Consider the following 24766-nt stretch of genomic DNA (forward strand, 5'->3'; position numbering starts at 1 on the left):
ACGTGGGCGCCAATTTAGAAGAAAGCGGCTTCACTCGGCTGGCTGAACCTCTGCCTCAGAGGATTTCGCCGGGCCATCATCATCACCAACCAGCAAATGTTTACGGAAAAGCCCGCCCAGCCGTTTTTCAATACCGCTCGCCAAACTAAAGCCAGCTGGTACGATCAACAACGTCAACACGGTCGATAGGATCAGCCCGCCGATTACAACAGTCCCCATCGGTGCACGCCAGGACGAATCGCCGTCCAAAGCGATTGCAGTCGGGATCATCCCCGCGGTCATTGCCACGGTAGTCATGACGATTGGTTGCGCCCGCTTTCGACCGGCTTCAATAATGGCTTCACGTTTGCGTACGCCCGCTTCTATTTGTTCGAGAGCAAAATCGACAAGAAGGATCGAGTTTTTGGCGACAATACCAAACAACAGCAATATGCCGATGAATACCGGTAAAGACAGGGCTTGCCCGACCATGACTAACGCAATCAAACCACCCAACGGTGCCAGAAGCAATGAGCCCATATTGACCAGTGGTGACATGACGCGTCCATAGAGCAACACTAGAACGGCAAAGACCAACAGCGTTCCCGCCATTAGGGCAATACCGAAATTGGTTTGCATTTCCTCTTGCCATTCATCAGCGCCAAATGGTGCATTGGACACACCTGTGGGCAGATTCTGCATGACGGGAAGTTTGTCAATTTGCGCCTGCGCTGTCCCTTTCACGACACCGGGCGCCAGGTCAGCACCCACGAAAATACGGCGTTTCTGCTTATAGCGTTGAATGGTCGTCGGGCCGGAGCCAAAGCTGATGTCAGCCACACGGCTCAGCGGAACTGATCCGCCACCAGCGATCGGTACTGGTAGGTTTTCAATGGTTGAATAGTCTCTGCGTGATTTACGCGGCAGCACCACGCGAATAGGAACCTGCCTGTCCGACAGCGAGAATTTTGCACTATTCTGGTCGATCTCACCCAGAGTCGCAATACGAATGGTCTCGCTGAGCGCCGATGTCGAAACACCCAATTGTGAAGCCAGATCAGAACGCGGCGTGATCAATATTTCCGGTCGCTGCAGATCGGCATTGACGCGCGGACCAACTACTGTTTTCAGGCCTTTCATCTGTTCCACCAGAGTAGCCGCTGTTTCTTCCAGCAATGCTGGATCGGAACCCGACAACATGATTGAAAAATCACGGCCGGTTCCGCCGCCGCCCGGGCCATTATTGTTCAGAAAGGAAACGCGCGCATCAGGAATGGCTTGAAGTTGCGGCGTTAACTGCTCTTCATATTCAGAACTCTTACGCTCTCGGTCTGCCTTCAGTGTGATAAATATCCGGCCGTTCCCTTCCCGAATGCTTTCGAGTGCCGTTTGGGTTTCTGGCTGCGCATCAATAATTTCAGCCACTCTGGCAGACACGCTGGCGGTTTGCTCGAGTGTTGTACCCGGAACCATCTCGATATTGACCCGGCTGAAATCCTCATTGCCGGTCGGGAAAAACTCCTTGGGGGTGATGATGAACATCAGGATGGTGATAGCGAATGTCAGCACGCCGAGCCCCATGATTATAACGCGGTGATCGAAAAACTTGGCGTAGATCCTGTTCCACAAACCGCCACGAGCCTTTATTTCTGTTGAACGCCCCCGACCCAGGGTCCAGGTCAATATATCAACATATTGTTCAATCCACGGTCCGCTGGCGTGATCCGATTCTCCTTTGGCTTTCAGGAAATAGGCCGCGATCATTGGCGTAATCATCCGGGCAACCGCCAGACTCATCAAAACCGCAATCACAACAGTGAAGCCAAAAACCTTGAAATATTGACCAGCTATGCCCGGCATCAAAGCGACCGGTAAAAATACGGCAACAATGGAAAAAGTGGTGGCGACAACGGCCAAACCAATTTCATCGGCCGCGTCAATCGATGCCTGATAGGCGGATTTGCCCATTCGCATATGCCGCACGATATTCTCGATCTCGACGATCGCGTCATCGACCAGGACGCCGGCCACCAGCCCCAATGCCATCAAACTCATTTGATTCAGACTAAACCCGATCATGTCCAAGAACCAGAATGTGGGGATCGCTGAAAGCGGGATGGCAATGGCGGAAATGAAAGTTGCGCGCCAATCTCGCAAGAACAAAAAGACCACAATAATGGCGAGCACCGCTCCCTCGATCATCGCTGCCATTGAGCTTCTATATTGCGCCTTGGTAAATCCTACGCTGGTGAACAATTGGGTAAAGGAAACACCGGGGTTTTCTTCAGCAATCTGCTCCATTTTTTTGACAGCATCGTCATAGACCGTGACATCGGAAGCCCCTTTTGCCCGTGACAGGCTGAAAGTGACAACCTGCTTACCTCTGACACGTGCAATTCTGCTCAATTCGCTGAACCCGTCTGAAACATTGGCAATATCCGACAGCTTAACGGATCGACCATCGCCAGTGGCAATCTGGGTCTGCGACAAATCAAAAGCTGTTTTTGCGTTGCCGAGAACGCGAACCGACTGGCGCGATCCGGCTATTTCTGTTTGACCGCCCGCTGCGTTCAGGTTCAACTGGCGCAATGATCTGTTGATCTGTGCAGCTGTTACGCCAAGCGCCTGAATCCGTTCCGGGATCAGGACGACGCGAATTTCGCGATCAACGCCGCCGCCGCGCTCGACTGTGCCAATGCCGTTAATCGTCAAAAGGGTTTTGGCAACTGTGTCGTCAACAAACCAGCTCAGTTGCTCCATCGTCATGTCTTCGGCGCTCACCGCAAAATATGCTATCGGATTTCCGGAAGTGGACTCTTTTGTCACCAGTGGTTCAAGAATGCCGTCTGGTAAGTTACCACGCTCCTGATCGACTGCGTTTTTTACATCATTGACCGCTTGGTCGATACTTTCGCCTATATCGAACTGAATAACGGTTTGACTGCGTCCTTCACGGGTAGTCGAACTGATGCTATCAACACCGTCCAGTCCCTGCACGGCGGCTTCAACACGCTGGGTTATCTGTGTTTCAATTTCTGTCGGTGCAGCACCGGGTTGCGAGATTGACACAATCACGACCGGAAACTCAATATCGGGGTCATTCTGGACGTCAATCAGCTGAAAGCTGACCAAACCAGCAAGCATCATACCGACAAAAATCACAATCGGAATCACAGGATTACGAATTGACCAGGCAGAAATGTTACGGAAATTCATATGATTACTGTCCGTGGTTTCAAGTTATGCGAGGCGAAGAGAGTAATGGCATGCATCACCCCTCTTTACCCTCTTCAACGGCGCGAACGGTTTCGCCGGGATTCAGGAAACCACCAGCACGCAGAACGACCCGCTCACCGCCGTTAAGTCCGGAAGCAACTGTAACTCCGGCCGAACTCACTCCAGCCGTCTCAATGCCGCGACGCACCACCTTGTTGTCTTTGCCCACGATATAGACATAATTGCCTTTGTCGTCATCATGAACAGCCGATTCCGGGAGAACCGCAGCTTGTGACGTACCGCTCTGTATCTTGGCGCTCGCGAAACCGCCTGGGCGCAACGCCTCGTCAAAGCTCAACGCGATTTTGGCAACACCTTGTCTTGATTGGGCATCAATCATCGGAGAAATTTGCCAGATTTGCCCGGTCAGTGTTTTACTTGTCCCAACGGGAACAACCTCAGTGCTCACCCCGACAGAGACGCTGGCCAGATCACTCTCGCTCAGTCGTGCCTGCAGTTCCATCTCACCATTTTGAGCAACCCGGAACAATATACCGCTACCCGGGCTAACGGTCTGGCCAACTTCAACATCACGCTCCAGAACAAGGCCGCCTTTTGGCGCAACGATGTTCAAAAAACGGTTGCGAGCCCGCGTTTCTGCTAACTGAGCCTGCGCAACGCGCAATTGAGCCGCGTTGGAATCGCGCGTTGCTGTTAACCGGTCAATATCCGCCTTTGAGATAAATCCCCGGTCAACCAACCGGGCGGCCCGGTCAAGATTGGCTTGAGCCAGGTTCAATTCTGCGCGGGACGAAGCAACCGATGCTTCCAGCCGTGCGGCCTGCTGGTTTTGAACGGACCGATCAATGCTAGCCATGATTTGGCCAGGCTTCACCCAGTCACCGGCATCAACATATACGTTGGTCACACGACCGCCTTCGCCAACGACTCCAACCGGAATTTCCCGTCGCGCGGCCAATGTACCAGTGGCATTTATGGTACGAACCACATCCTGCTTACCCGGAATAATCACGGTAACAACTGGCGCCTGACCGTCTTCTGCTCCATCTACGGCACCACCACCGCCAGACATGAGTTGGTACGTAACCACAGCCACAATCAGGGCTATGATGACGGCCGTAATGATCATTAAACGTCGATTACGACGGCCGCGATCAACAACATCATCCTCTGTCGAGACATCAAGGTCTTCGCCGACAATTTTCGATTCATAGTTCATATTCAATACTCGTCAGCCGATCTTTATCTTGTTTTTGCGCTGCAATATATAAAAGAATCGCCAATCTAGCGAAAACGGAAATTTCTATACTTGGTGTATTACATCAATAAGCCAGTGATCACAAGCCCGAACAATCGCTTAAATTAAACGCTGTTACCAAGCCGTTGCCAAATCGCAACATCCACAAGTTTTTATCCAAAAAAAAGGCCAACCCAGATGGGTCAGCCCTCTGTTTTATATGAGAAAATATCTTATCGCTAGCGGACACGGCCACGCTTGATCAAATTTACGATACCAAGCAAGACGATAGCGCCGCCAAAAGCGACCAGCAAAGTCATGGGGCTAAACGGGGCATCCCGCAGATTTGATGTGCCGCCGGTAAAGAAGCTGAACAGCCATCCGCCCAACATAGAACCAACACAACCTACCACAACGTTCCAGAATATCCCCATCGAGGCGTCCCGGCCCATCACTATGCTGGCCAGCCAACCGATAATACCGCCCATCACCAGTGCAATGATAAAATTGATCATACTTCCCTCCTGATCTGTTTTGACCCAAATCCAGGCCCGATCAGGCAATCTTATACAAATGCTTGGTCAAAACCAGAAAATAGTATGGGAAAGGCCCCGGAAACAGTTTTCCGAGGCCTTCCACCCATTAAATTTTATGATTAATCCTATTGGCGTTACAGACGACTGTACCAACGCCGTGATTAATTTCTCTGCCTAGTATTTCTGCTGGCGCTCATAAAGATCGCGATAGTGCTGGATGCGTGTAACGCGCAAACCGGGCATGCCGGACCGGTCGACGGCACGCTGCCATGAAGCAAATTCCTCCAATGACAGGCTGTAACGGTCGCAAACCTCATCAACCGTTAAAAGACCGCCATTTACCGCCGCAACGACTTCTGCCTTGCGCCGAACCACCCACCGGGTTGTGCCCGGGGCCGGCAAATCAGCTATAGTCAAAGGCTCACCCAATGGGCCGACAACTTGTGCTGGTTTAATTGTTTGGTTCTCGATCATACTACCCTCAAAATACGCCTTGCGGCTTTTCACTCTACGTCCAACTGTTTTTACATCTTTAGACATAGAGTTTTTCAAACTACTAAATCACCAAGGTAAAGAACGCGTTCATATTTGCCTTTGCGTCTCGTCTCCGGATGATTTTTCACGCAACAGATCTGGCCGGAAATGACCCCTTTCAAATATGCGTGCGCTTTTTGAAAACAGGCTTCTTTTCGGAAGCTCGCCTGCAAAAAACTTGATCCGATCTTCCATCAATCCCCTGCTGCCGAGCACTGGTTTCACAGCAACGCCGCCACGTCGCGCAATATAGGCGCGAGCGGAAGGAGACAGAGTCTGACGCGCGATCGCATGCGCAATCAGCGCGTCATGCGCGCTGCCTGCTGGTGCATCCGGTTCGGCACTGGTCTTTGCCAGACCCTTGTGAGGGAAGTTCATTTCCATGAGCAGCCTTCTAGCAACGAAGATATAAACATCCGTAAAGGCGATGTTCACGAGGTCTTAGGACTGGTTAAGCAAATCTTCCTTTCAATTCGGATTTTCGTCCCAATATGAACCATAGCGGGATTTGGTGCAGGTTTTTGGCGGGAAATTTCCACTATACTGGCACTCTGCGCGGTTCATCGTTAAAGGACGTGGCGATATGGCAGACCGAATCAACAATCAATTTCAGCTCGGGGATAACCTGACGGGCAAGCGCATCGTGGTTGCGATGTCCGGCGGTGTCGATTCGAGCGTTGTCGCCGCTCTGGCTGCGCGGACGGGTGCAGAGACGATCGGTATCACTCTGCAGCTCTATGATCATGGCGAAGCGGTTGGCCGCGCCGGCAGCTGCTGTGCCGGTCAGGATATTCGCGACGCACGTCAGGTCGCCGAGAAGCTGGGCATAGCCCATTATGTTTTTGATCACGCCAGCCGTTTTCAGGAGTCGGTGATGGATGTCTTCGCCGATGAATATATGGCCGGACGCACTCCCATCCCATGCGTGCAGTGTAATATGGGGGTCAAGTTTACCGACCTGCTCAATCTGTCGCGCGAACTTGGCGCTGACTGCCTGGCCACGGGCCATTATGTGCGGCGCGTAATGGGCGAAGATGGCTCCGAACTGCACCGCGCGATGGATCCTGCGCGGGACCAGAGCTATTTTCTGTTCGCCACGACACAGGATCAGCTGGACTATTTGCGTTTTCCGCTCGGCGACATGCCTAAAGATGACGTGCGCGAGATCGCCAAGGAAATGGGCCTTGCCGTCGCCTTCAAACCGGATAGTCAGGACATCTGCTTCGTCCCCGACGGTGATTACGCCAAAGTCGTACGCAAACTCCGCCCTGAAGCCGATGATGACGGCGAGATCGTCCACATCGATGGCACCGTCATGGGCCGGCACAAGGGTCTGATCCACTATACAGTAGGTCAGCGCAAGGGACTGGAAATCGGCGGACAGGCCGAGCCGCTTTATGTCATTCGTCTCGAACCGGAAACCAAACGCGTCTTTGTCGGGCCGAAACAGGCTTTGGCAGTGGCGTCAGCGACCTTACGTGATATCAACTGGATTGGCGGCGACTTTGAGGGACCTATGCAGGTCAAGGTCCGCTCCATGGCCAAACCCACCCATGCCCGCCTGGAGGGTGATACACTGCGCTTCCACAATCCCGAATATGGCGTATCCCCGGGACAAGCGGCGGTCTTCTATCATAAAGATCGCGTACTCGGTGGTGGCTGGATTGAGAAAACCGGCGCGGTTTCGCAGCAATGGTTGGCCGCTGCCACGGCCTGAACCGCCGTTTAGTCGGCTTCGGCCCCGGTCAGAATCACACAGCCCCAACCTTCACGAAACTCAGCTGTGGCCGATGCCAGCAGTGGCACTGATGCGGTGACACGGCGCTTCTCGTCATCCAGCGACAGGCCGATTACTTCCATTCCGGGTTCAAAATCCTTCTCGCAGTCCGTCAGATCACGCCCGCCCACATAGTGACAAGAACAGGCGACACGGGCCCCGTAAGCAGTTCCGATGCCAAGCTGCCCTTTGATGAAGCTATAGTTATAGGCGAATACGGCGGCCAGGATCAGGATGAACAGCGCAAGCACATATATGGCCACCCGGCCTTTGCGGATTTTGGGCTGGGATGTGGTTTCGGGATTGTTATTTACGGTTGCCATAGCTGCACCTATTGGTGCAACGCATGCTTATGTACAAGATTAAAATCACCGCCCTGTCCGCCCTTGCTCTTGCACTCACTGGCTGCGGGGCCGCCAGTGAGCCTGCCGCGGCGCCGCCCAAAACCGCCGAAGAGCTTGCCTATATTACGGACGCCAGCCCAATTCCGAAGGCCCGGCTGGACGCGGCGATTTCACCATTGTTCGAAGACCCGGCCATGGCCGAGACCCGCGCCGTGCTGATCATGCACCGCGGAGAGATTATCGCCGAACGCTATGGCGAAGGTTATGATGAGGACACACGCTTCATCAGCTGGTCGATGGCGAAATCCTTTACCGGTGCGCTGATCGGCTTTCTGGTTGCCGACGGCCGGCTGGTGCTGGATGATCCGGCCCCGGTCCCCGCCTGGCAGCGGCCCGGCGATCCGCGCGGCGACATAACCCTGCGCCAGTTGATTCATATGTCATCGGGTCTTGATCATACCGAAGTGCCGGAAGAAGGCGGCGCGACCGTGTTCGAAGCAGACACCAACCGCATGCTGTTTCTAGACGGCGCAGCGGATGCCGCGGGCTATGCCGAAGCGCGCCCGATGGAGGCGGAGCCCGGCGCAAAATTTGAATATAGCACGGCGACCAGCATGATCCTGGCCGACATCATCACGCGGACACTGACCAAGAGCACCGACCCCGAGGTGCGCCGGAACACGGCCATGCGCTTCATTCGCGGACGCCTGCTGGAACCGCTCGGCATGGACGGCACCTATTTCGAATTTGATGCCAATGGTACATTTCTGGGCGGCAGCATCATTCAGGCCAGCGCCCGTGACTATGCCAAATTCGGCGAATTTCTCCGCAATAATGGCGCGCGTAAAGGGGCTCAGCATCTCCCCGTGAGCTGGGTTCAGTTCATGCGGACATCTTCTGCCAATGATCCGGCCTATGGCGGGCATATCTGGCTGAACAAGAAACGCCCGGAAGGCCGCAACCAAGTGTTGTTCCCCGATATGGCCCCCGATACGGTGTTCGGTGCACTTGGCCATCTGGGTCAGCAAATCATCGTGTCACCGGAACAGAAGCTGACGGTTGTCAGGCTGGGCAAAACGCAGGATGATGTAAACCGGCCTATGAGTGATCAGGTCGGGCGGATCGTATCGCTGTTCCCAGTCAGCAAATAGAACCGTTTATAAGCGAAACTGCCCCTCGACCACGGTCACGCATTTTCCGCCAAGCCAGGCCTTTTCGCCATCCAGACGGCAATGCACATAGCCGCCGCGACTACTGGCCTGATAAGCGGTAAAGCCGTCCCGACCCAGTTGCTTTGCCCAATAAGGTGTCAGCACGGCATGCGCAGAACCGGTGACACTATCTTCATCAACCCCGCCGCCAGGGACGAAAACACGGCTCAACGCATCCGTATCCTTGCCTGGAGCGGTGCAGATAAATTGTTCATTCCCCAAAGCTGCCAACGCCTTCAGGTCCGGTTTTAACGCCAGAACCTCATCTGCGGTCTCATAGCGGATGACATTGTACCGACCTTCATGAAACTGGGTGTCGATCGGCGTCCCGCCAACCAGAGTAACAATATCAGGCAATGCTTTTGGTGATGGTGGATAGGCAGGCAATTCCAACGCATAGCCGTCACCGTCCCGCATCATTGTCAGTATACCGGCTTTACGGGTCTGAAAGGTGACCTGGTCCATATCCGGATTTTGCGACAGGATGATATGTCCACTGGCCAGTGTCGCATGACCGCATAGCGCAATCTCTACCGTCGGCGTGAACCAGCGCAGTTCATAATCCGCCTCGCCCGTCGTGTCGGGCAGGTAAAAGGCGGTTTCCGCGAAATTATTCTCTTCACCAATAGCCTGCAGCACGTCATCGTCGAGCCAGCTTTCCAGCGGCATCACCGCCGCCTGATTCCCGGTAAAGGGCCGGTCAGCAAAAGCATCGACGTGGTAATAGGGCAATGTTTGAGTGTCACGGGTCATGGGTAAAGCATTCCTTCGATCCAGCTTTCATCACTATCATTGGCCCGCACAAAGGTCCGCCGTTCGTGCAGGCGATGCTCGCGGTCCTGCCAGAACTCAAACCGCTTAGGCACAAGGCGATAGCCTGACCAATGCGGTGGACGGGTTACGTCCTGCCCATCAAAACGGGCCTTCATCTCTTCATAGCGCGCTTCAAAAGTCGCACGGCTGTCCAACGGCCGCGATTGATCCGATGCCCAGGCACCCAATTGCGAGTCCCGGCTGCGTGTTGCAAAATAGGCGTCAGCAATCTCGTCAGATACAGTTGACAGATTACCTTCAATCCGGATTTGCCGGCGCACGCTTTTCCAATGAAATAAAATCGCCGCTTTCGGGTTGGCTGCAATATCCGTGGCCTTCCGACTTTCCTGATTGGTATAGAAAATAAAGCCGTCGCGATCATATCCCTTCAATAGCACCATTCTCGCCGCTGGCTGGCCGTTGGCATCGGCCGTTGCGATGGTCATCGCATTGCTGTCATTCAGCTCGGTTTCACGAGCCTCGTTATACCAAGTGTCGAAGATAGAGAAAGGATCGGATGTCATAGGACCGCCTGTATCAGGGTGGTTGCACGCAGGAAAGCCATTGATTTCCGTTTTTGTGCCATCTCCCGATATTTTAGCCTTCCGCCCTTCAAAAACCCACCGAATGACCGTTCAATGTTTCAGGACCAACAATATGGACAAGTCGATGCCTCAGTTACAAACGACCGATGATCTTCAAATCGCACCACCGTGCCACAGGAAAAATCCACGAGAAGCTGTTGAGGCCAAGATATTTATAAGGCAGGCGAATTCACAGTTGTTTCGCACGACCCTCTCGGACTTGTCCGTTTCAGGCTTCAGAATGACGAGCTACACTGACCTTGACCCCAAGAAACCGGTTTATATCCGGCTGCCTGGAATCCAGACACTGAGTGCGATGATCAAGTGGAACGATTATCAGGACTATGGGTGCGAGTTCAGAAACGAACTGCACCCCGCTGTGCTGGAACATCTGTTGAATAAGTTGCGAGCATTTCAATAGCAGGTCGAGAACTGATCAGCACATCTTACAACAGCTATTGCGCTTCCCCGGTCTTGTCATATTTCAATTCCAGATAGCGGCCGCGGATCGATAGATTATCGATGTCGCCCTTCGCTATCTGTTGCGTGACACCGGAAATTTCTTTTTCGATCAACGAAAGACCACTGACAAGCTGTTCATCCGGTGATTTTCCGGAATCGTTGCTCTTCTTGCGCATGGACGCTGGTATCGCGCGATAGCCCGAGATCAGCTCTGGCAGATGCTCCCCCATCAGCTTACGCACTTCATAAGCGGCCGGTTCCGCTTCATCGAGCTTTTGCAGCTGCGGCGACAGCATGTCGAGCTGCGTACCGATATCATTGACAATCTTCACTGCTGGCGGAGGCAATAGAGGCCGCTGTGATTCCAGCCATATCTCGGTTTTCCCTGCCAGCGTTTTCAAATCAGACTGCACCAGAGTGTCGGGCGTCGGGATTTTCATCTTGGGAAATTTCATCGCTGCCCAGATACCGCCTGCAATCAGCCCAGCCGAAATCATAACGCCCCAAAAACCGATACCGTTCAATATCCCGCCGACAACACTGGCGCCGACAAGCACACCGGCCGTGACCATAGCGGCCCGTACAAGCTTCTTTCGAAAATAGCCACGTTTCAGGCCTCTCGACCGTTCACCAATTGATTCCGCAAATTTATAACTGCGATAATAATTCGCGGCATTGTCGTAAATTTGCTGATTGCTTTCGCTCATACGCCTTATTCCTCAAGCGCGCTCAGCGGGTTTTCGGAAGGCGCTTCGAGAGCGGCTTTATCCTGCCCCTCAGCGCGGGCGATATAGCCCTTTGACTTCTCAATTTCTCCTGACAGGCTGTTGACGGTGGTTTTCATATTTTCCAGCGCCTTGATCTTGAACGTGTCGATATTGTCCATCGTATCATAAACATTCTGGAAAGCGCGTTGCAGCGTCTCGAGCGGAATGGTCGCGGATGCTGCTTGCTCATGTATCTGCGCCGTCTGGTTTTTCAGCATATCGCCGGTGCTATCGATAATACCCGCTGTCGTCGTATTTAACGAGGTAATCTGGTCGAGTACCAGCTTCTGATTGGTCAACGCCTGTGCAACCGTCACACCTGTACGCAACGCACTAACAGTCGTGGTACTGGCGCGGTCCACACCCTTGACCAGTTCGACATTGTTTTTCTTCACCAGATCAAGCGCCAGATAACCTTGCACCGTAACGGCCATCTGGGTCAGCAAATCCTGAGTCCGCTGACGCACATAGAAAAGCGCACTTTCCCGGATCGCTTTAGCCTTTGCGGGATCAGTAGCATCCAATTCGGCCGCTTTGTCTTCCAGCCGCTGATCCATGACTTTAGACACATGGATCATCTGCTCGAGCCGGCCCATCGCCGCCCACAGATTTTTGCGCTCCACATCAATCGCAGCATTATCCATCAGCAGTTCGTCTTTGCCGCCCTGCAAGCGAGAGAGAATAGAGGAGATATGACCTTGCGCACTCTTATAGCCATCAAAATAGTTGCGTAGCTTGGAACCGAAAGGAATGATCCCAAATAACTTGCGCGGTGCCAGTAAGTTACCGCGTTTACCAGGATCAAGGTCTTCCACGGTCCGGCGGAGTTCGGTCAGGTCAGCGCCAATGCCCGACTCTTCATCCATGGTACGGATGGGCCGATCCAGAAAGCGGTTGGATTGGCCCGCCGCATCGGCAATCTCCTTGCGGCCCATATTGGTGATCTGGTCAACTTTCTTGCCAAATTCCGGGCTGTTTTCATCTTCCGCAACGAGGTCGTCGATAAAACTGTCTACTTTCTCTTCCAGTTTTGACTTTACTTCATCACCCACCGGCACCAGCCCTGCTGCCTTTGTGGGTTCCACAGCCACCACTGGATCAGGCGGTGTCAGGGTCAGGTCTTCGGTTGCGGTAATCGTCTCGGTCGCCATTGGCTCAATCTCCATATAGCTGTCTCTAGTGCAGCACTCCCACCATAAATGGATGCAAATGCACCACTTTTCAAGCGTTTCCGCGCTGTATTATAAAAATAATACAGTTAACACAGAATTGCGCTTAGTGCCTCCAGTGTTTCCAATGGCTTGACCGAGATATGGGCTGTTATCCCTGCAGCGCTTTTTCAACGTCGGGTGCTATCCGCTCGACGATCACATCTATGCCTTCAGCATTCGGATGAATACCATCGGGCAAGATCAGATCAGCCCGACCGACCACGCCGTCCATGAAGAAAGGATAGAGATTGGTTTCATATTTCTTCGCAAGCGCAGGATATATCACATTAAACTGATCGCTAAATTCCTTACCCAGATTGGGCGGGGCCAACATACCCGTCAGCATCACGGGGATTTCCCGATCCGCAAGCTTCCGGACCATCGCTTCCATATTGGCCCGCGTCTCCGAAGGTTTCAGTCCACGCAATAAGTCGTTACCGCCAAGGCCAAGCAAAACCAGGTCCGGTTTTCTGGACAGGCTATCGAGCACAAAATCCATTCGCCGCAGGCCGGCCGCCGTTGTGTCGCCTGAAACGCCGGCATTGTGAACCTTCACGTCCTGACCAGCGTCATTAAGAGCTTTCTGCAGCTCTGGTGCAAAACCTTCATCGGGTGCCAATCCATAGCCTGCATAAAGACTGTCACCGAATGCTACGATAAGTGTTGCTGCTTCGGCAGCGGGAGCTTCAGAGCTGTCGCTGACCACCTGCTGCTGCGCAACTGGTGCGGAGTTTTCTTCCACCGCTGGGCTACAAGCAATCAGAAGTTGAAGAATTGCAAAGCAAAACCCATATGTCATGAACCTGTTCAACATCGGATACACCTTCCCACCATGTTACAAAAAACCGCCGCAACCAGCGACGCCGCTAAAACCAAGTCTCATATTGCCATTGATGCGCAAAATGTCACCCTCTCTTTGGGAGAAGGTGATGCACGGGTCGATATTTTGAAAGGGATTGATCTGTCGATCGATTCCGGCACCACGGTAGCCTTGCTGGGCCCATCCGGCTCCGGAAAGTCTTCGCTGATGGCGATCTTGTCCGGCCTTGAACGCGCCACCGGCGGTACTGTCAATATCGCGGGAGCAGATTTTGGGACAATGAACGAGGATGAGCTTGCCATCGCAAGACGCGGGCGGGTCGGTATTGTTTTGCAAGCCTTCCACTTGCTGCCAACGATGAGCGCACTGGAAAACGTGGCAGTGCCGCTAGAGCTTGATGGTCAGGAAGATCCCTTTGCGATTGCGGCCAGTGAACTGGAGGCCGTTGGACTTGGCGACAGGCTCGGCCACTATCCCACCCAGCTATCGGGCGGCGAGCAACAACGTGTAGCAATTGCGCGTGCTATGGCTTCACGCCCCTCCATTATTTTTGCCGATGAACCGACGGGCAATCTGGATGGAGCAACTGGTGAAATCATTATCGAGCTTTTGTTCGAGCGTCAGAAAGCCAGCAACGCCACATTGTTGATGATTACGCATGATCCGGAGCTTGCCAAGCGCTGTGATCGCATCATCGAACTGCGTGACGGCATGATCGAGAAAGACAGTGCCGAAAAGTCTGTCCAATCATGAGTGCCAGCCTCTCCAAAGCCTGGACCATTGCCCGGCGTGACTTGCGCGGTCGCTTCGTTGGCCTGCGCCTGCTAATCGTTTGCCTATTTTTGGGCGTCGCCACGCTCGCAGCCATTGGCAGTCTGACGAGCGCGATCACGGATGAACTGGCCAATCGCGGACAAGCCATTTTAGGTGGCGATTTGGAAATATCGGTCGCGCAGCGCGAAGCGTCAGCAGCAGAATTGGATACTCTAAAAGAGACGGGTGAACTGTCCGAAACCTTGCGTATGCAGGCCATGGCGCGCTTGCCAGATGGCAGCGACACGCAATTGGTAGAGTTAAAAGGTGTCGATGCCCCCTACCCTCTTTATGGCGATTTCATATTGGAGGACGGTGCCAACGCGCCGCCGCTTGGCCCCACGGATATTTATGTTACTCCTGCCTTGATACAACGATTATCGCTAAGTCTTGGCGACAAGATTGAATTTGGCGAAGCGGCTTTTACGGTCAAGGGCGTCATTGGTGACGAGCCCGACCGGCTGAGTGAAGGTCTGTCACTAGGTCCGGTCGCGATCACATCACTCGAAGGCTTGCGCGCCACCAACCTGATACAACCAGGCAGTCTGTTTCAGAGTAAATATCGCCTGAAGCTGCCTGCCACCGTTGATCCGGCCGAACTTGGAGACGAGCTGGAGAAACAATATAAGAACGCCGCTTGGGAGGTAAAAACCCGTGACAACGGCGCTCCCAGCACACGGCGTTTCATCGAACGTATGGGCCAGTTTCTGACACTGGTTGGCCTTGCATCACTGGTCATTGCCGGAATTGGCGTGGGCAACGGTGTCGCCTCTTACCTGCGCGGCAAACAAAGTGCCATTGCGACGCTCAAGATATTGGGCGCGGACAGTGCAATGGTGTTTCGCATCTACATGTTCCAGATTCTGGCCGTCGCTTTGGTTGCGATAATCGCTGGATTGCTTGTCGGAGCCATTGCGCCTCTAGCCATTATTCAGGTCGCAGGCGATGTCCTGCCAATCAGGCCCGAATTCGCGCTCTATCCACTACCTCTCATCGTCAGTGCTGCCTATGGCTTGCTCATCGCCGTCATATTTGCGTTGCCCCCGCTCTCACGAGCCAAACTTATTCCGGCGGCTGGACTGTTTCGGGGAGAAAGCCGATCATGGCGGGAAATTGACAAACCGACTTGGGTCGCCGTCATGCTGGCGGTCGCTGCGATCGTCGCGCTGGCTGTTGGGACCGGACGGGAGCCGATTTTCTCACTCGCATTCATAGGCGCAGCGCTGGGCATATTGTTGCTGCTTAGCCTGCTTGGTATCTTGATCCGCTGGCTCGCAAGCAAATCGCCGCGCCCCAAACAACCGCTGCTGAGACTGGCCCTTACAAACCTTCACCGGCCTGGCGCACAGACAGGACAGCTTGTTGTTGCCTTGGGTCTGGGTCTGACACTCTTTGCCACACTTGCCGCGATCCAAACCAGTTTGACAAACGAAATCAGGTTCAGTGTTCCGCAGCAGGCACCGAATTTCTTTGTCCTCGATATTCCTGTAGAACGCGCTGATGAATTCAAGAACCAGGTAACCGCAGATGCGCCTGAAGCTGAAATCAATATCGTTCCAACACTGCGCGGCATCATTACCGAATATGGCGGACAAGTCGTCGCCGAGCTGGATGAGATACCGGAAGGTGCCTGGGTTCTGCGCGGAGACCGTGGCTTGACCTATAGCGGAGAACTTCCGGAAGGCAGTGAAATCGCCGCCGGTGAATGGTGGCCTGCGGATTATGATGGGGCACCTCTCGTATCGGTTGACGAGGAACAGGCGACTGCGTTGGGATTGAAAGTTGGTGACAGTCTGACCGTTAGCCTGTTGGGCGTAGAAATTAAATCCACCGTTGCTTCACTACGCAGGATTAACTGGCAAAATTTCGGCTTTAACTATGTGCTGGTTTTCCCGCCTAACGTGCTGGCCAATACGCCGCATAATGTAGCCGCCACCATTCAGCTGGATGAAACCAGAGAAGATGGCCTGCTGGGGTCATTGCCCCGCGAGTTCCCGTCCATATCGATGGTGAAGGTGAAAGAGATTGCGTCGCAGATCGGTACGATATTGGACCAGATGGCAACCGCCATCGCTTCGGCCGCGTCAATAGCCATTTTTTCAGGGATAGCAGTACTGATCGGCGCTATCGCAGCCTCTCGTCAGTCGCGGGTATATGACAGTGTGATACTGAAACTGCTCGGTGCGACGCGGTCGCAGATATTGTCCGCACAAGCGATTGAATATGCGGTGCTCGCCTTGCTGCTTTCTGCTGTTGCCTTGGGTCTGGGGCTGCTCGCCGGCTGGTTTGTTATCACGCAGATTTTTGAGTTTACGTGGCAACCTGACTGGGGCGTGGTAATGGTGACGCTGGGCCTTGGCGCCGTCATGACTCTGGGTATCGGCCTTTTGGGTTCAATCCCGGTCCTGTCCGCGAAACCGGCACGAGCCTTACGTGAACTCTAGGATTTCGAATTTTAGAGCTTAGATAGCCGGACCGCTAAGGGCGCAGACAGTACCAGGCTGGACAGATGATAGAATAGCAGAGGTATAAGCAATAAACCTGCGGCTTCGGCAGGGAATAATATGGCCGCCAGCGGCGCACCCACGGCTATGCTTTTTTGCGCTCCGCCAAATAACAAGGCCTTTCGGTCATTTATGACAAAATCTGCAATTCCGCCCAATAACCAAGCCCCACCAAATGCGAAGATCAGCAGTACAGCAATTGCGGCAGCGACGACCAGAAACTGATCACCGGGCACTTGCTGCCAGATTCCCGCTGCGACGGCGCCCGAGAAGGCAACATATACAGCCAAGCTGATAGCAAGCTTGTCCGACCACCCTACGATATTACCATGGCGCGCCGCCCAAGGACGCGCCCAGCGCTGAATCAATTGCCCGATTACAAATGGCAGCAACAGCATCGTCATGATTTTCACGAAAGAAGCGCCTGTGATAATGATGCCAACAGATTTGGCCAGCAGCGCGAAAAAGACCGGTGTGACAATGATCGATGACAGATTAACTGTCGCCGCCGCAACGACAGATGCCCCCACATTACCTTTGGCAATGGCCGTATAGCTTGCTGCAGATTGGATGGTGGACGGCAAACAACCAAGGTACAGAAAACCAACCGCTATCATCGGCGCGATGTAACCATCCAAAACCCAGGACAATATAAGACCAGCGAGCACCATTGCGCCGAAAACAAACCCGAATACGGCTGATTGCAGGCGCCAATTACGAAACCCAGCGACCACTTCCTGCCGGTCCAGGCGGATTCCGTGAAGCAGAAATATCCAGAAAATACCCGCCGAAACGGCAAAGGCGGCAACAGGTTCGGCATCTCCTGTTACGGGAAATACGGTCGCCAGAAGAACGGAGCCCCCGAGCAACCAGATAAATTTGTCTATCAAAATCAATCTTATGGTCTGCATTGCACAAAGCCAATGCGCCAGTGCGGCATCTGAAGCAAGCCCACAAAATAAGCGTTCGGGATATGGCCGGAAGTTTGGGCTAGGATCGAATTCGGTGCCAGATAGCCCGCGCCAGATCCACTGCCAGTTTGGGCGAGGCTTTGAACACAGTCGAAGGATGGCTTGCGAAAGCCCTTCCCAGCAGTTTCAAATCAAAATAATACCAGTCAGACAATATTCGCTGGACCAATGCTTCGGCACGCAGGGCTCTGTCATCGACATGGTCCAGTTCCCTCAGCAGTACTTTCGAGACCAATTGCCGAATTTCCTTGCTCCTTTGATCGGTCAAACTGCGATCATGTCGCCGGTAGAGGTAAAGATCGGCGTCCACCGGTACCATCTGAAAATGATGCGCGGCTCGCATCCAGTAATCATAATCCTCGGCACCAAAAAGCTGTTCGTCATATCCCCCCAGCTTTTCGGTAACCTGACGACGGTACAAAAAAGCAGCGCCCACCGGGTTGCCGAACCAGCGCTGTTTGATCGGCGGCGGAGAGACATAACGCAATATGTTCTCTGCATCGTCAATCACGCTGTAACCCGCATAGGCAATGTCCATGCCTGGCTCATTCTCCATTTTTTTCATCAACGTCGTAATCATATTGGGTCGCAGGATGTTGTCGTCACTGGTCCAGCTGTGGAAATCCCCGCGAGCTTCAGCAAAGCCGCGGTTAAGCGTCGCTGGCAAACCCAGATTACGTTCATTGGTGCGATGCAACACCCGAGGATCAGCCTTGGCGTAATGCTCTATGATAGTGGCTGAACGATCCGTGGAAGCATCATCTATACAAATCAGTTCCCAGTTCGGATAATCTTGCTCAATTACAGACTTAATCGCACCGTCGAGATATTTCTCACCATTATAGATGGGCATTACGATAGTAACTATCGGAGAAGCCAAACTAGAAAATGTTCCGGACTGAGCCTTCATATACCATCTGTATTTTAAGTGGATGGAAGCTGGGCATATTTAATATGTCGATGGTGAAATGACACCTGTTATTTTCGTACTGCGGCGATAGACTTCATCAAACCCGGTTTCTGATGTTGCGGCGCAGCACGAAACAGGTTAAGGGCGCACGCAATATAAGGCGCGGCACAATAGCCCCCTTTCCTCTCTTACGGCAGAATTTGATATGTCTCTTCGCAATATTGCTATTATCGCGCACGTGGATCACGGCAAAACAACCCTTGTGGACCAGCTTTTCCGCCAATCAGGAACATTCCGCGACAATGAACGGGTCGAAGAACGCGCCATGGACAGCAATGATCTGGAAAAAGAGCGCGGCATTACGATTCTCGCAAAATGCACCAGTGTCGAGTGGAAAGGCACGCGTATCAACATTGTCGATACGCCGGGTCACGCTGACTTTGGCGGCGAGGTAGAGCGCATTCTTTCCATGGTCGATGGCGTGATCCTGCTGGTTGACAGTGCCGAAGGTGCGATGCCGCAGACGAAGTTCGTAACCGGCAAAGCGCTGGCACTTGGCCTGAAACCCATAGTCGTCGTTAACAAGATTGACCGCCCTGATGGCCGTGCAGAAGAAGTGCTCGACGAAGTGTTTGACCTCTTCGTCAATCTTGATGCCAATGACGAGCAGCTTGATTTCCCGTCACTCTTCGCCAGCGGCCGGAATGGCTATGCCGGCGACACACCGGAAGTGCGCGAAGGTGACCTGGCGCCACTTTTCGATAAAATTGTCGAGCACGTGCCAGAACCAGATGTGAACCCGGATGCTGATTTCAAATTTCTCGTTACCCTGCTGGACCGCGACAATTTTGTCGGCCGCATCCTGACAGGTAAAGTGGAAAGCGGAAAGATCGACCTAAACGCTCCCATCCATGCGATTGATATGGACGGAAATGTTGTTGAGACCGGTCGCGCGACCAAGATCATGGCGTTCCGGGGGCTGGAACGCGTTCCTGTAGAAAGCGCGAAAGCTGGCGACATCATCTCACTCGCTGGCTTGACCGAAGCGACGGTTGCCAATACCATCTGTGATCCGTCGGTCACCGAACCCATTGCCGCACAGCCTATTGATCCGCCAACCCTGTCGATGAACTTTGCCGTTAACGACAGCCCGATGGCTGGCCGCGAAGGCGACAAGGTGACAAGCCGCATCATTCGCGACCGCCTGTTGCGCGAAGCGGAATCCAACGTGGCGATCAAAATCACCGAAAGTGATGAGAAAGACAGCTTTGAAGTCGCTGGTCGCGGCGAATTGCAGCTTGGCGTGCTAATTGAAACCATGCGCCGCGAAGGCTTTGAGCTTTCCATCTCCCGCCCGCGTGTTCTCTATCGTGAGGAAAATGGCGAGCGTCAGGAGCCTTATGAAACTGTGGTTATTGACGTTGATGACGAACATAGCAGCACCGTCGTTTCGAAAATGCAACGCCGCAAGGCCGAGCTGACCGAACAGCGTCCCTCCGGCGGCGGCAAAACCCGCCTGACCTTCTCCGCGCCGTCACGCGGCCTGATCGGTTATCATGGTGAATTCCTTTCCGACACGCGCGGCACCGGCCTGATGAACCGTCTGTTCGAAAAATACGGTCCCTATAAAGGCGTAATCGAAGGCCGTCCTGTCGGTGTGCTGGTTTCCAATGGTACCGGTAACGCCATGTCCTACGCGCTGAATGCGCTGGAAGAGCGCGGCATATTGTTCATTGGCGGCCAGACCCCTGTCTACGAAGGCATGGTCATCGGCGAAAATGCAAAACCCGGCGACCTCGACGTCAATCCGATGAAATCGAAACAGCTAACCAACTTCCGTTCAACCGGAAAGGATGATGCCGTACGCCTCACCCCGCCAAAGATCATGACGCTGGAACAGGCAATTGCCTATATCGACAATGACGAACTGGTCGAAGTGACGCCAAAGAATATCCGCCTGCGCAAACGCTATCTCGATCCCAATGATCGCAAGAAAGCAGCGCGCAAAGCGGAAGCGGCTTAGGCGCAACAATTGTTGCATCATGCGCTGTGATGGATCATCATCAGTGCATGACAACAACAATCAAAACATTGCTCGGTGCCGGCTATCTATTGGCAGCTTCAATCACACTTGCATCGTGTTCGGCCGATCCAACGATCGAAACCAAAGCATCAACCGACAGCAACAGCTGCAGCGATAGTCCCATCGCTTTGCAAGTCCTTGGCTCTGGCGGTCCCATTGCTGATGATCATCGTGCGGGAGCCAGCAACATCTTGTGGGTTGATGGCAAAGCCAGGTTGCTGATCGATGCAGGCAGCGGTGCCTTTGTTCGCTATGGCGAGGCCGGGGTAGACTTTAACGATCATGATGCAATCCTGCTCACCCATTTACATGGTGATCATGCCAGCGGTCTTCCTGCCTTACTAAACAACGGCGCTTTTGCGAAGCGATCGGCAGATCTTATGGTCGCCGGGCCAGCAGGAAATGATCAGTTTCCATCGACTAGCGCCTATCTTAGTTCTTTAATTGGCAAAGAAGATGGCGCTTTGCGTTATCTGCATCCTTATCTGGAAGACGATGACGCCCTACCCCGCTTGACAGCCAACGACATTAATGTCGGCAAAACCGGACTGCAAACCATCTGGAATGAGGATGGTGTGAGAATCGATGCCATCGCGGTTCATCATCTTGATGTGCCTGCGCTTGCTTATGTCATTCGCGCCAAGGATAAAACTGTTGTCCTTTCCGGAGACCAGAGTTTCTTAAGCGAAGATTTTGTCACGATATTATCGGACACGAAACCAGACTTGTTGGTGATGCACAATGCGATCACCATGGCTGATGGTCAGCCACGCGGCTTGCACCGTGATCCGAAATCCATAGGAGAAACCGCAGCAGCGCTGAACGCACAAACCTTGCTGCTAACCCATCATATGCAGCGCGCTTTATTGGTCCAAGATGAAGTCAACGCGGCCATTTCAGAAGACTATAGCGGGCCGGTGCTGATGGCAGATGATCTGTCCTGCTATCCTTTATGATCATGGAGGGATCTACACAGACGTCAGAACGCTAGTTTCTTCTCCGCTATCGGTATTTCCGCAGGATATTGATGGCCATATGGGTTTACTGAATGAAATAGGCGCTTGATTTTCACCATGGGCCGCTTAGGCTCCTTATATCAATAATGAAGAGGGGAAGAATGATGGAATGGATGTTGATGCCGCTAAAACGCTATGCTGATTTTAGCGGGCGCTCCCGGCGTAAGGAATATTGGATGTTTTTCCTTCTGCAGATAATCATCATTGTTGTATTGGCGATTATTGGCGGTGTTCTGGGCGGCTTCACGCCGGATCCAGCAGGCTCCATGTCCACTGGTGGAACTTTGATGATTGCGCTGTTTGGCCTTTACGCGCTCGCAATTTTCATCCCCTCGCTTGCGGTGCAGGTACGCCGCTTTCATGATCAGGACAAATCTGGTTGGTTCGTACTTTTGGGATTTATTCCCTATGTTGGCGGTCTAATCGTTCTCGTGTTCATGTGCTTGGACGGAACCAAGGGCAAAAATCGCTTTGGCGACGATCCGAAGATGAGCGACAATGTGGGTGATGTATTCAACTGAGCATCACGAGGGACCCTTTGGGATAGACCTTGTATAACTTGATTTTCGATAGGGTTGTGGCAAAGCGCCACAACCCTTTTTTTGGAGATACAGAACCATGACCGACACGCCTGACCAGCCGGAAGAAAAAGCCAAATCCGGTACGGACACACCGCCGGATCGTCTCGCGATCAATCCGCGGAGCAAGTTTTACGGTGGTGAACTTCTCGAACGTGGCATCGGCATCAATTTTCGCGGGGCGCGCAAACATAATATCGAAGAATATTGCGTGTCCGAAGGTTGGGTAAAGGTTCAGGCCGGCAAGACGGTCGATCGCAAGGGCAATCCATTGCTGATCAAACTTAATGGCGAAGTCGAAGCCTGGTTTGAAGACCTTGGTGACGATGCGCCGATGATCAAGAAAGGCTCCTAGGAGCCCATAGCCAGCAAATGACACCCCAGCGCATCCAATATTTTATCGCACTGGTGTTTTTCATACTCGGCGGATGGGCTGCCCTGTTTCCGCAGCATGTCATCGACACGGTGTTTCTACCCGAATATCGCAACGGCGGGCGGATGCTACCGTTCATGATGGCCTGTTTTGGTGCGCAAGCTTTGCTAGCGGGGCTATTCGCAGCTTTCGCCCGATTCACCGCGACGACATTTCTGGTCTACGGTATCGCGTTACTACCCTTTTTCGGATTCAATTATTATTTCACCTTTCACGATCCGGTGTTCACCCGCATGGGATTGATTGACGCTTTAGGTAATATCATCATGCTGGCACTCTGCTATGCCGGATGGCGACAGTCAAAGACGGCCGAACAGATCGAAAAGCAAGGGAACTGAGCAATGGACTTTACGGACAAGATAGTCTGGATCACCGGTGCTTCATCGGGAATTGGTGAAGCCTTGGCAAAAGCTTTTGCGGCACAAGGCGCACATATCATCCTCTCCGGTCGCAGGGTGGAAGCTTTGGAATCCGTTGCCGCGGACATCTCGACCGACACACTGCTGCTTCCTTTTGAGACGACCGATTATGATGCTCTACCTACCAAGGTCGCCGAAGCCGAGAATTGGAAAGGCCGCGTTGATGTGCTGGTCAACAATGCCGGGATCAGTCAACGCAGTTTGGCTCTAGATACCGATCCCAATGTTTATCATCAGATCGTCAACGTCGATCTGCTGGCGCCGATATGGCTCACGCAGTTGCTGCTACCGCACATGATCAGTGCAGGCGGCGGTCATGTCATCGGGATCAGTTCTGTTGCCGGACGGATTGGCGTTCCGCTACGCACGGCTTATTGCGCCGCCAAGCACGGCTTAATTGGTTATATGGATGCCCTGCGTGCCGAAACCGAGACACGGCATAATATACATGTCACCAACATTCTGCCCGGCTCCATCCGTACGAACGTATCACGCAACGCCCTGACCAAGGATGGTTCGAAGCGTGACAAGTCTGACGCAGTAATCGACAATGGCATGGAGCCAGACGAATGCGCCCGACAGATACTCGAAGCCGTGGCCAATAAAGTGCCGGAACTGATCATTGCCGAAGGCCCCGAGTTGATGCTGGCCCAATTGCGGCAAAGTGATCCGGAAAAGCTGTTTGAAATGACCGCCGGTCTAGGTGCGCAAATTGCCGAAAAGTATGAAGCCGGAGACGATGATTAATGGCTTTGGTGCTGCTTGATAAAGCCGATGGCGTTGCCACGATCACGCTTAACCGCCCGGAAGCCATGAACGCCTTGTCCCACGCTTTGCGGGGCGAATTTTTTGACGCCTGCGAAGATATTGGAACAGATAGCAATATCCGCGCTGTCATTGTGACCGGTGCCGGAGAAAAGGCCTTTACGGCGGGTCTTGACCTTAAAGAGCTGGGATCATCCGGTCTTGGCGCTGCGACCGACCAGAAGCCGGCCAGCAATCCCTGCCGAGCGCTGGAAAAACTGGACGTACCGGTCATTGGCGCCATTAATGGTGTCGCTATCACCGGAGGCTTTGAACTGGCCCTTGCCTGCGATGTACGGATCGGATCGACCCATGCCCGCTTTGCCGACACCCATGCGCGGGTCGGGATCATACCGGGATGGGGCCTGTCACAGAAACTGTCGCGCTATGTCGGTTTGTCCCGCGCCTGTGAATTGAGCTTCACCGGACAGTTTCTGGATGCCGAGACAGCCTGCAGTTGGGGCCTGATCAATCATGTCTATGCGCAGGATGAATTGATGCCTGCTGCACGGGCACTGGCCGCCGATATGGCGACGATCGACCCGGGTTTTCTCAAGACCTACAAAAAACTCATATTCGATGGCTATGACCGCAATTTCAAAGACGCTATGACTTTGGAAAAGCAGGTCACCGATGCCTATAACAATCGTGTCAGTGCCGAAGAAGTCGAAGGACGACGGCTAGCAGTCATTGAGCGCGGCCGCGCTTTGAAGGCTTAGATCT

Annotated in this window: 25 protein-coding genes; 12 read left to right on the plus strand and 13 right to left on the minus strand. The window is 53.3% G+C overall.

Features of this window, described 5'->3' with window-relative positions:
* Positions 1-30 precede the first annotated feature (30 nt).
* From DK507_RS16460 to DK507_RS16480, 5 genes are all read right to left on the minus strand, one after another.
* Positions 31-3195 (minus strand): efflux RND transporter permease subunit, encoded by a 3165-nt coding sequence (locus tag DK507_RS16460; RefSeq protein WP_109357371.1) that lies wholly within the window; start codon positions 3193-3195, stop codon positions 31-33.
* 55 nt (positions 3196-3250) lie between these two features.
* A complete protein-coding gene (locus DK507_RS16465) occupies positions 3251-4435 on the minus strand; it encodes an efflux RND transporter periplasmic adaptor subunit (protein WP_109357372.1) in 1185 nt (394 codons plus the stop codon).
* A 257-nt stretch (positions 4436-4692) separates the two neighbouring features.
* A complete protein-coding gene (locus tag DK507_RS16470) occupies positions 4693-4968 on the minus strand; it encodes a GlsB/YeaQ/YmgE family stress response membrane protein (RefSeq protein WP_174209053.1) in 276 nt (91 codons plus the stop codon).
* A 195-nt stretch (positions 4969-5163) separates the two neighbouring features.
* Positions 5164-5463 (minus strand): DUF1153 domain-containing protein, encoded by a 300-nt coding sequence (locus DK507_RS16475; RefSeq protein ID WP_108812231.1) that lies wholly within the window; start codon positions 5461-5463, stop codon positions 5164-5166.
* A 108-nt stretch (positions 5464-5571) separates the two neighbouring features.
* Positions 5572-5901 (minus strand): biotin-dependent carboxyltransferase family protein, encoded by a 330-nt coding sequence (locus tag DK507_RS16480; protein WP_162559096.1) that lies wholly within the window; start codon positions 5899-5901, stop codon positions 5572-5574.
* A 205-nt stretch (positions 5902-6106) separates the two neighbouring features.
* Here DK507_RS16480 and mnmA point away from each other — a divergent pair, with 205 nt between their 5' ends.
* On the plus strand, positions 6107-7240 hold the full coding sequence (gene mnmA / locus DK507_RS16485) for a tRNA 2-thiouridine(34) synthase MnmA (RefSeq protein WP_174209054.1): 1134 nt from the start codon (positions 6107-6109) through the stop codon (positions 7238-7240).
* 8 nt (positions 7241-7248) lie between these two features.
* Here the strand turns inward: mnmA and DK507_RS16490 are convergent, their stop codons facing one another.
* Positions 7249-7623 (minus strand): hypothetical protein, encoded by a 375-nt coding sequence (locus DK507_RS16490; protein ID WP_109357374.1) that lies wholly within the window; start codon positions 7621-7623, stop codon positions 7249-7251.
* A gap of 29 nt (positions 7624-7652) precedes the next feature.
* Here DK507_RS16490 and DK507_RS16495 point away from each other — a divergent pair, with 29 nt between their 5' ends.
* Positions 7653-8795 carry a serine hydrolase gene (locus DK507_RS16495; protein ID WP_254054426.1) on the plus strand — a complete coding sequence of 381 codons (1143 nt, stop codon included), beginning with the start codon at positions 7653-7655 and terminating at the stop codon, positions 8793-8795.
* Positions 8796-8801: 6 nt separating this feature from the next.
* Here DK507_RS16495 and DK507_RS16500 read toward each other — a convergent pair whose 3' ends face one another.
* Both DK507_RS16500 and pdxH read right to left on the minus strand, forming a co-directional pair.
* Complete coding sequence (locus DK507_RS16500; protein ID WP_109357376.1) at positions 8802-9608, minus strand: PhzF family phenazine biosynthesis protein; 807 nt, start codon at positions 9606-9608, stop codon at positions 8802-8804.
* On the minus strand, positions 9605-10192 hold the full coding sequence (gene pdxH / locus DK507_RS16505) for a pyridoxamine 5'-phosphate oxidase (protein WP_109357377.1): 588 nt from the start codon (positions 10190-10192) through the stop codon (positions 9605-9607). The genes DK507_RS16500 and pdxH overlap by 4 nt, the downstream gene beginning before the upstream one ends.
* A gap of 133 nt (positions 10193-10325) precedes the next feature.
* Between pdxH and DK507_RS17900 the strand changes: the two genes are divergently transcribed.
* On the plus strand, positions 10326-10673 hold the full coding sequence (locus DK507_RS17900; RefSeq protein ID WP_162559097.1) for a PilZ domain-containing protein: 348 nt from the start codon (positions 10326-10328) through the stop codon (positions 10671-10673).
* A gap of 34 nt (positions 10674-10707) precedes the next feature.
* On the opposite strand, the gene DK507_RS16515 is transcribed toward DK507_RS17900, so the two are convergent.
* The 3 genes from DK507_RS16515 to DK507_RS16525 form a co-directional block, all read right to left on the minus strand.
* Entirely contained in the window at positions 10708-11421 is a 714-nt protein-coding gene (locus DK507_RS16515; RefSeq protein ID WP_109357379.1) for a hypothetical protein, read from the minus strand.
* Between the two features lie 5 nt (positions 11422-11426).
* Complete coding sequence (locus DK507_RS16520; protein WP_109357380.1) at positions 11427-12632, minus strand: toxic anion resistance protein; 1206 nt, start codon at positions 12630-12632, stop codon at positions 11427-11429.
* Between the two features lie 169 nt (positions 12633-12801).
* Positions 12802-13434, minus strand: coding sequence for an arylesterase (locus DK507_RS16525; RefSeq protein ID WP_254054427.1), 633 nt, complete (start codon positions 13432-13434; stop codon positions 12802-12804).
* A 90-nt stretch (positions 13435-13524) separates the two neighbouring features.
* Between DK507_RS16525 and DK507_RS16530 the strand changes: the two genes are divergently transcribed.
* Both DK507_RS16530 and DK507_RS16535 read left to right on the plus strand, forming a co-directional pair.
* The gene (locus tag DK507_RS16530) at positions 13525-14265 is read left to right on the plus strand and encodes an ABC transporter ATP-binding protein (protein ID WP_109357382.1); all 741 of its coding nucleotides are present in this window, start codon (positions 13525-13527) and stop codon (positions 14263-14265) included.
* Positions 14262-16769, plus strand: coding sequence for an ABC transporter permease (locus DK507_RS16535; RefSeq protein ID WP_109357383.1), 2508 nt, complete (start codon positions 14262-14264; stop codon positions 16767-16769). Before DK507_RS16530 ends, DK507_RS16535 begins: the two co-directional genes overlap by 4 nt.
* An 11-nt stretch (positions 16770-16780) precedes the next feature.
* On the opposite strand, the gene DK507_RS16540 is transcribed toward DK507_RS16535, so the two are convergent.
* Positions 16781-17719, minus strand: coding sequence for a bile acid:sodium symporter family protein (locus tag DK507_RS16540; protein WP_162559098.1), 939 nt, complete (start codon positions 17717-17719; stop codon positions 16781-16783).
* Positions 17720-17819: 100 nt separating this feature from the next.
* The gene (locus tag DK507_RS16545) at positions 17820-18653 is read right to left on the minus strand and encodes a glycosyltransferase family A protein (protein WP_162559099.1); all 834 of its coding nucleotides are present in this window, start codon (positions 18651-18653) and stop codon (positions 17820-17822) included.
* A 262-nt stretch (positions 18654-18915) separates the two neighbouring features.
* On the opposite strand from DK507_RS16545, the gene typA reads away from it, so the two are divergent.
* From typA to DK507_RS16580, 7 genes are all read left to right on the plus strand, one after another.
* The gene (typA, locus tag DK507_RS16550) at positions 18916-20733 is read left to right on the plus strand and encodes a translational GTPase TypA (protein WP_109357386.1); all 1818 of its coding nucleotides are present in this window, start codon (positions 18916-18918) and stop codon (positions 20731-20733) included.
* A gap of 47 nt (positions 20734-20780) precedes the next feature.
* A complete protein-coding gene (locus tag DK507_RS16555; protein ID WP_162559100.1) occupies positions 20781-21749 on the plus strand; it encodes an MBL fold metallo-hydrolase in 969 nt (322 codons plus the stop codon).
* 161 nt (positions 21750-21910) lie between these two features.
* The gene (locus tag DK507_RS16560) at positions 21911-22330 is read left to right on the plus strand and encodes a DUF805 domain-containing protein (protein WP_367889563.1); all 420 of its coding nucleotides are present in this window, start codon (positions 21911-21913) and stop codon (positions 22328-22330) included.
* A gap of 97 nt (positions 22331-22427) precedes the next feature.
* A complete protein-coding gene (locus DK507_RS16565; RefSeq protein ID WP_109357389.1) occupies positions 22428-22742 on the plus strand; it encodes a DUF3297 family protein in 315 nt (104 codons plus the stop codon).
* 17 nt (positions 22743-22759) lie between these two features.
* Entirely contained in the window at positions 22760-23158 is a 399-nt protein-coding gene (locus tag DK507_RS16570; RefSeq protein WP_109357390.1) for a hypothetical protein, read from the plus strand.
* A 3-nt stretch (positions 23159-23161) separates the two neighbouring features.
* Positions 23162-23986 (plus strand): SDR family NAD(P)-dependent oxidoreductase, encoded by an 825-nt coding sequence (locus DK507_RS16575; protein ID WP_109357391.1) that lies wholly within the window; start codon positions 23162-23164, stop codon positions 23984-23986.
* The gene (locus DK507_RS16580) at positions 23986-24762 is read left to right on the plus strand and encodes an enoyl-CoA hydratase (protein WP_109357392.1); all 777 of its coding nucleotides are present in this window, start codon (positions 23986-23988) and stop codon (positions 24760-24762) included. The genes DK507_RS16575 and DK507_RS16580 overlap by 1 nt, the downstream gene beginning before the upstream one ends.
* Positions 24763-24766 lie beyond the last annotated feature (4 nt).

The organism is Sphingorhabdus sp. EL138 (assembly GCF_900258045.1).
Classification (GTDB): Bacteria; Pseudomonadota; Alphaproteobacteria; order Sphingomonadales; family Sphingomonadaceae; genus Parasphingorhabdus.

Bases quoted from the DNA above. Each gene is read 5' to 3' on its own strand.
- DK507_RS16460 (WP_109357371.1), bottom strand. From the start codon at position 3,195: ATGAATTTCCGTAACATTTCTGCCTGGTCAATTCGTAATCCTGTGATT.
- DK507_RS16465 (WP_109357372.1), bottom strand. From the start codon at position 4,435: ATGAACTATGAATCGAAAATTGTCGGCGAAGACCTTGATGTCTCGACA.
- DK507_RS16470 (WP_174209053.1), bottom strand. From the start codon at position 4,968: ATGATCAATTTTATCATTGCACTGGTGATGGGCGGTATTATCGGTTGG.
- DK507_RS16475 (WP_108812231.1), bottom strand. From the start codon at position 5,463: ATGATCGAGAACCAAACAATTAAACCAGCACAAGTTGTCGGCCCATTG.
- DK507_RS16480 (WP_162559096.1), bottom strand. From the start codon at position 5,901: ATGAACTTCCCTCACAAGGGTCTGGCAAAGACCAGTGCCGAACCGGAT.
- mnmA (WP_174209054.1), top strand. From the start codon at position 6,107: ATGGCAGACCGAATCAACAATCAATTTCAGCTCGGGGATAACCTGACG.
- DK507_RS16490 (WP_109357374.1), bottom strand. From the start codon at position 7,623: ATGGCAACCGTAAATAACAATCCCGAAACCACATCCCAGCCCAAAATC.
- DK507_RS16495 (WP_254054426.1), top strand. From the start codon at position 7,653: ATGTACAAGATTAAAATCACCGCCCTGTCCGCCCTTGCTCTTGCACTC.
- DK507_RS16500 (WP_109357376.1), bottom strand. From the start codon at position 9,608: ATGACCCGTGACACTCAAACATTGCCCTATTACCACGTCGATGCTTTT.
- pdxH (WP_109357377.1), bottom strand. From the start codon at position 10,192: ATGACATCCGATCCTTTCTCTATCTTCGACACTTGGTATAACGAGGCT.
- DK507_RS17900 (WP_162559097.1), top strand. From the start codon at position 10,326: ATGGACAAGTCGATGCCTCAGTTACAAACGACCGATGATCTTCAAATC.
- DK507_RS16515 (WP_109357379.1), bottom strand. From the start codon at position 11,421: ATGAGCGAAAGCAATCAGCAAATTTACGACAATGCCGCGAATTATTAT.
- DK507_RS16520 (WP_109357380.1), bottom strand. From the start codon at position 12,632: ATGGCGACCGAGACGATTACCGCAACCGAAGACCTGACCCTGACACCG.
- DK507_RS16530 (WP_109357382.1), top strand. From the start codon at position 13,525: ATGTTACAAAAAACCGCCGCAACCAGCGACGCCGCTAAAACCAAGTCT.
- DK507_RS16535 (WP_109357383.1), top strand. From the start codon at position 14,262: ATGAGTGCCAGCCTCTCCAAAGCCTGGACCATTGCCCGGCGTGACTTG.
- DK507_RS16545 (WP_162559099.1), bottom strand. From the start codon at position 18,653: ATGCCCATCTATAATGGTGAGAAATATCTCGACGGTGCGATTAAGTCT.
- typA (WP_109357386.1), top strand. From the start codon at position 18,916: ATGTCTCTTCGCAATATTGCTATTATCGCGCACGTGGATCACGGCAAA.
- DK507_RS16555 (WP_162559100.1), top strand. From the start codon at position 20,781: ATGACAACAACAATCAAAACATTGCTCGGTGCCGGCTATCTATTGGCA.
- DK507_RS16560 (WP_367889563.1), top strand. From the start codon at position 21,911: ATGATGGAATGGATGTTGATGCCGCTAAAACGCTATGCTGATTTTAGC.
- DK507_RS16565 (WP_109357389.1), top strand. From the start codon at position 22,428: ATGACCGACACGCCTGACCAGCCGGAAGAAAAAGCCAAATCCGGTACG.
- DK507_RS16570 (WP_109357390.1), top strand. From the start codon at position 22,760: ATGACACCCCAGCGCATCCAATATTTTATCGCACTGGTGTTTTTCATA.
- DK507_RS16575 (WP_109357391.1), top strand. From the start codon at position 23,162: ATGGACTTTACGGACAAGATAGTCTGGATCACCGGTGCTTCATCGGGA.
- DK507_RS16580 (WP_109357392.1), top strand. From the start codon at position 23,986: ATGGCTTTGGTGCTGCTTGATAAAGCCGATGGCGTTGCCACGATCACG.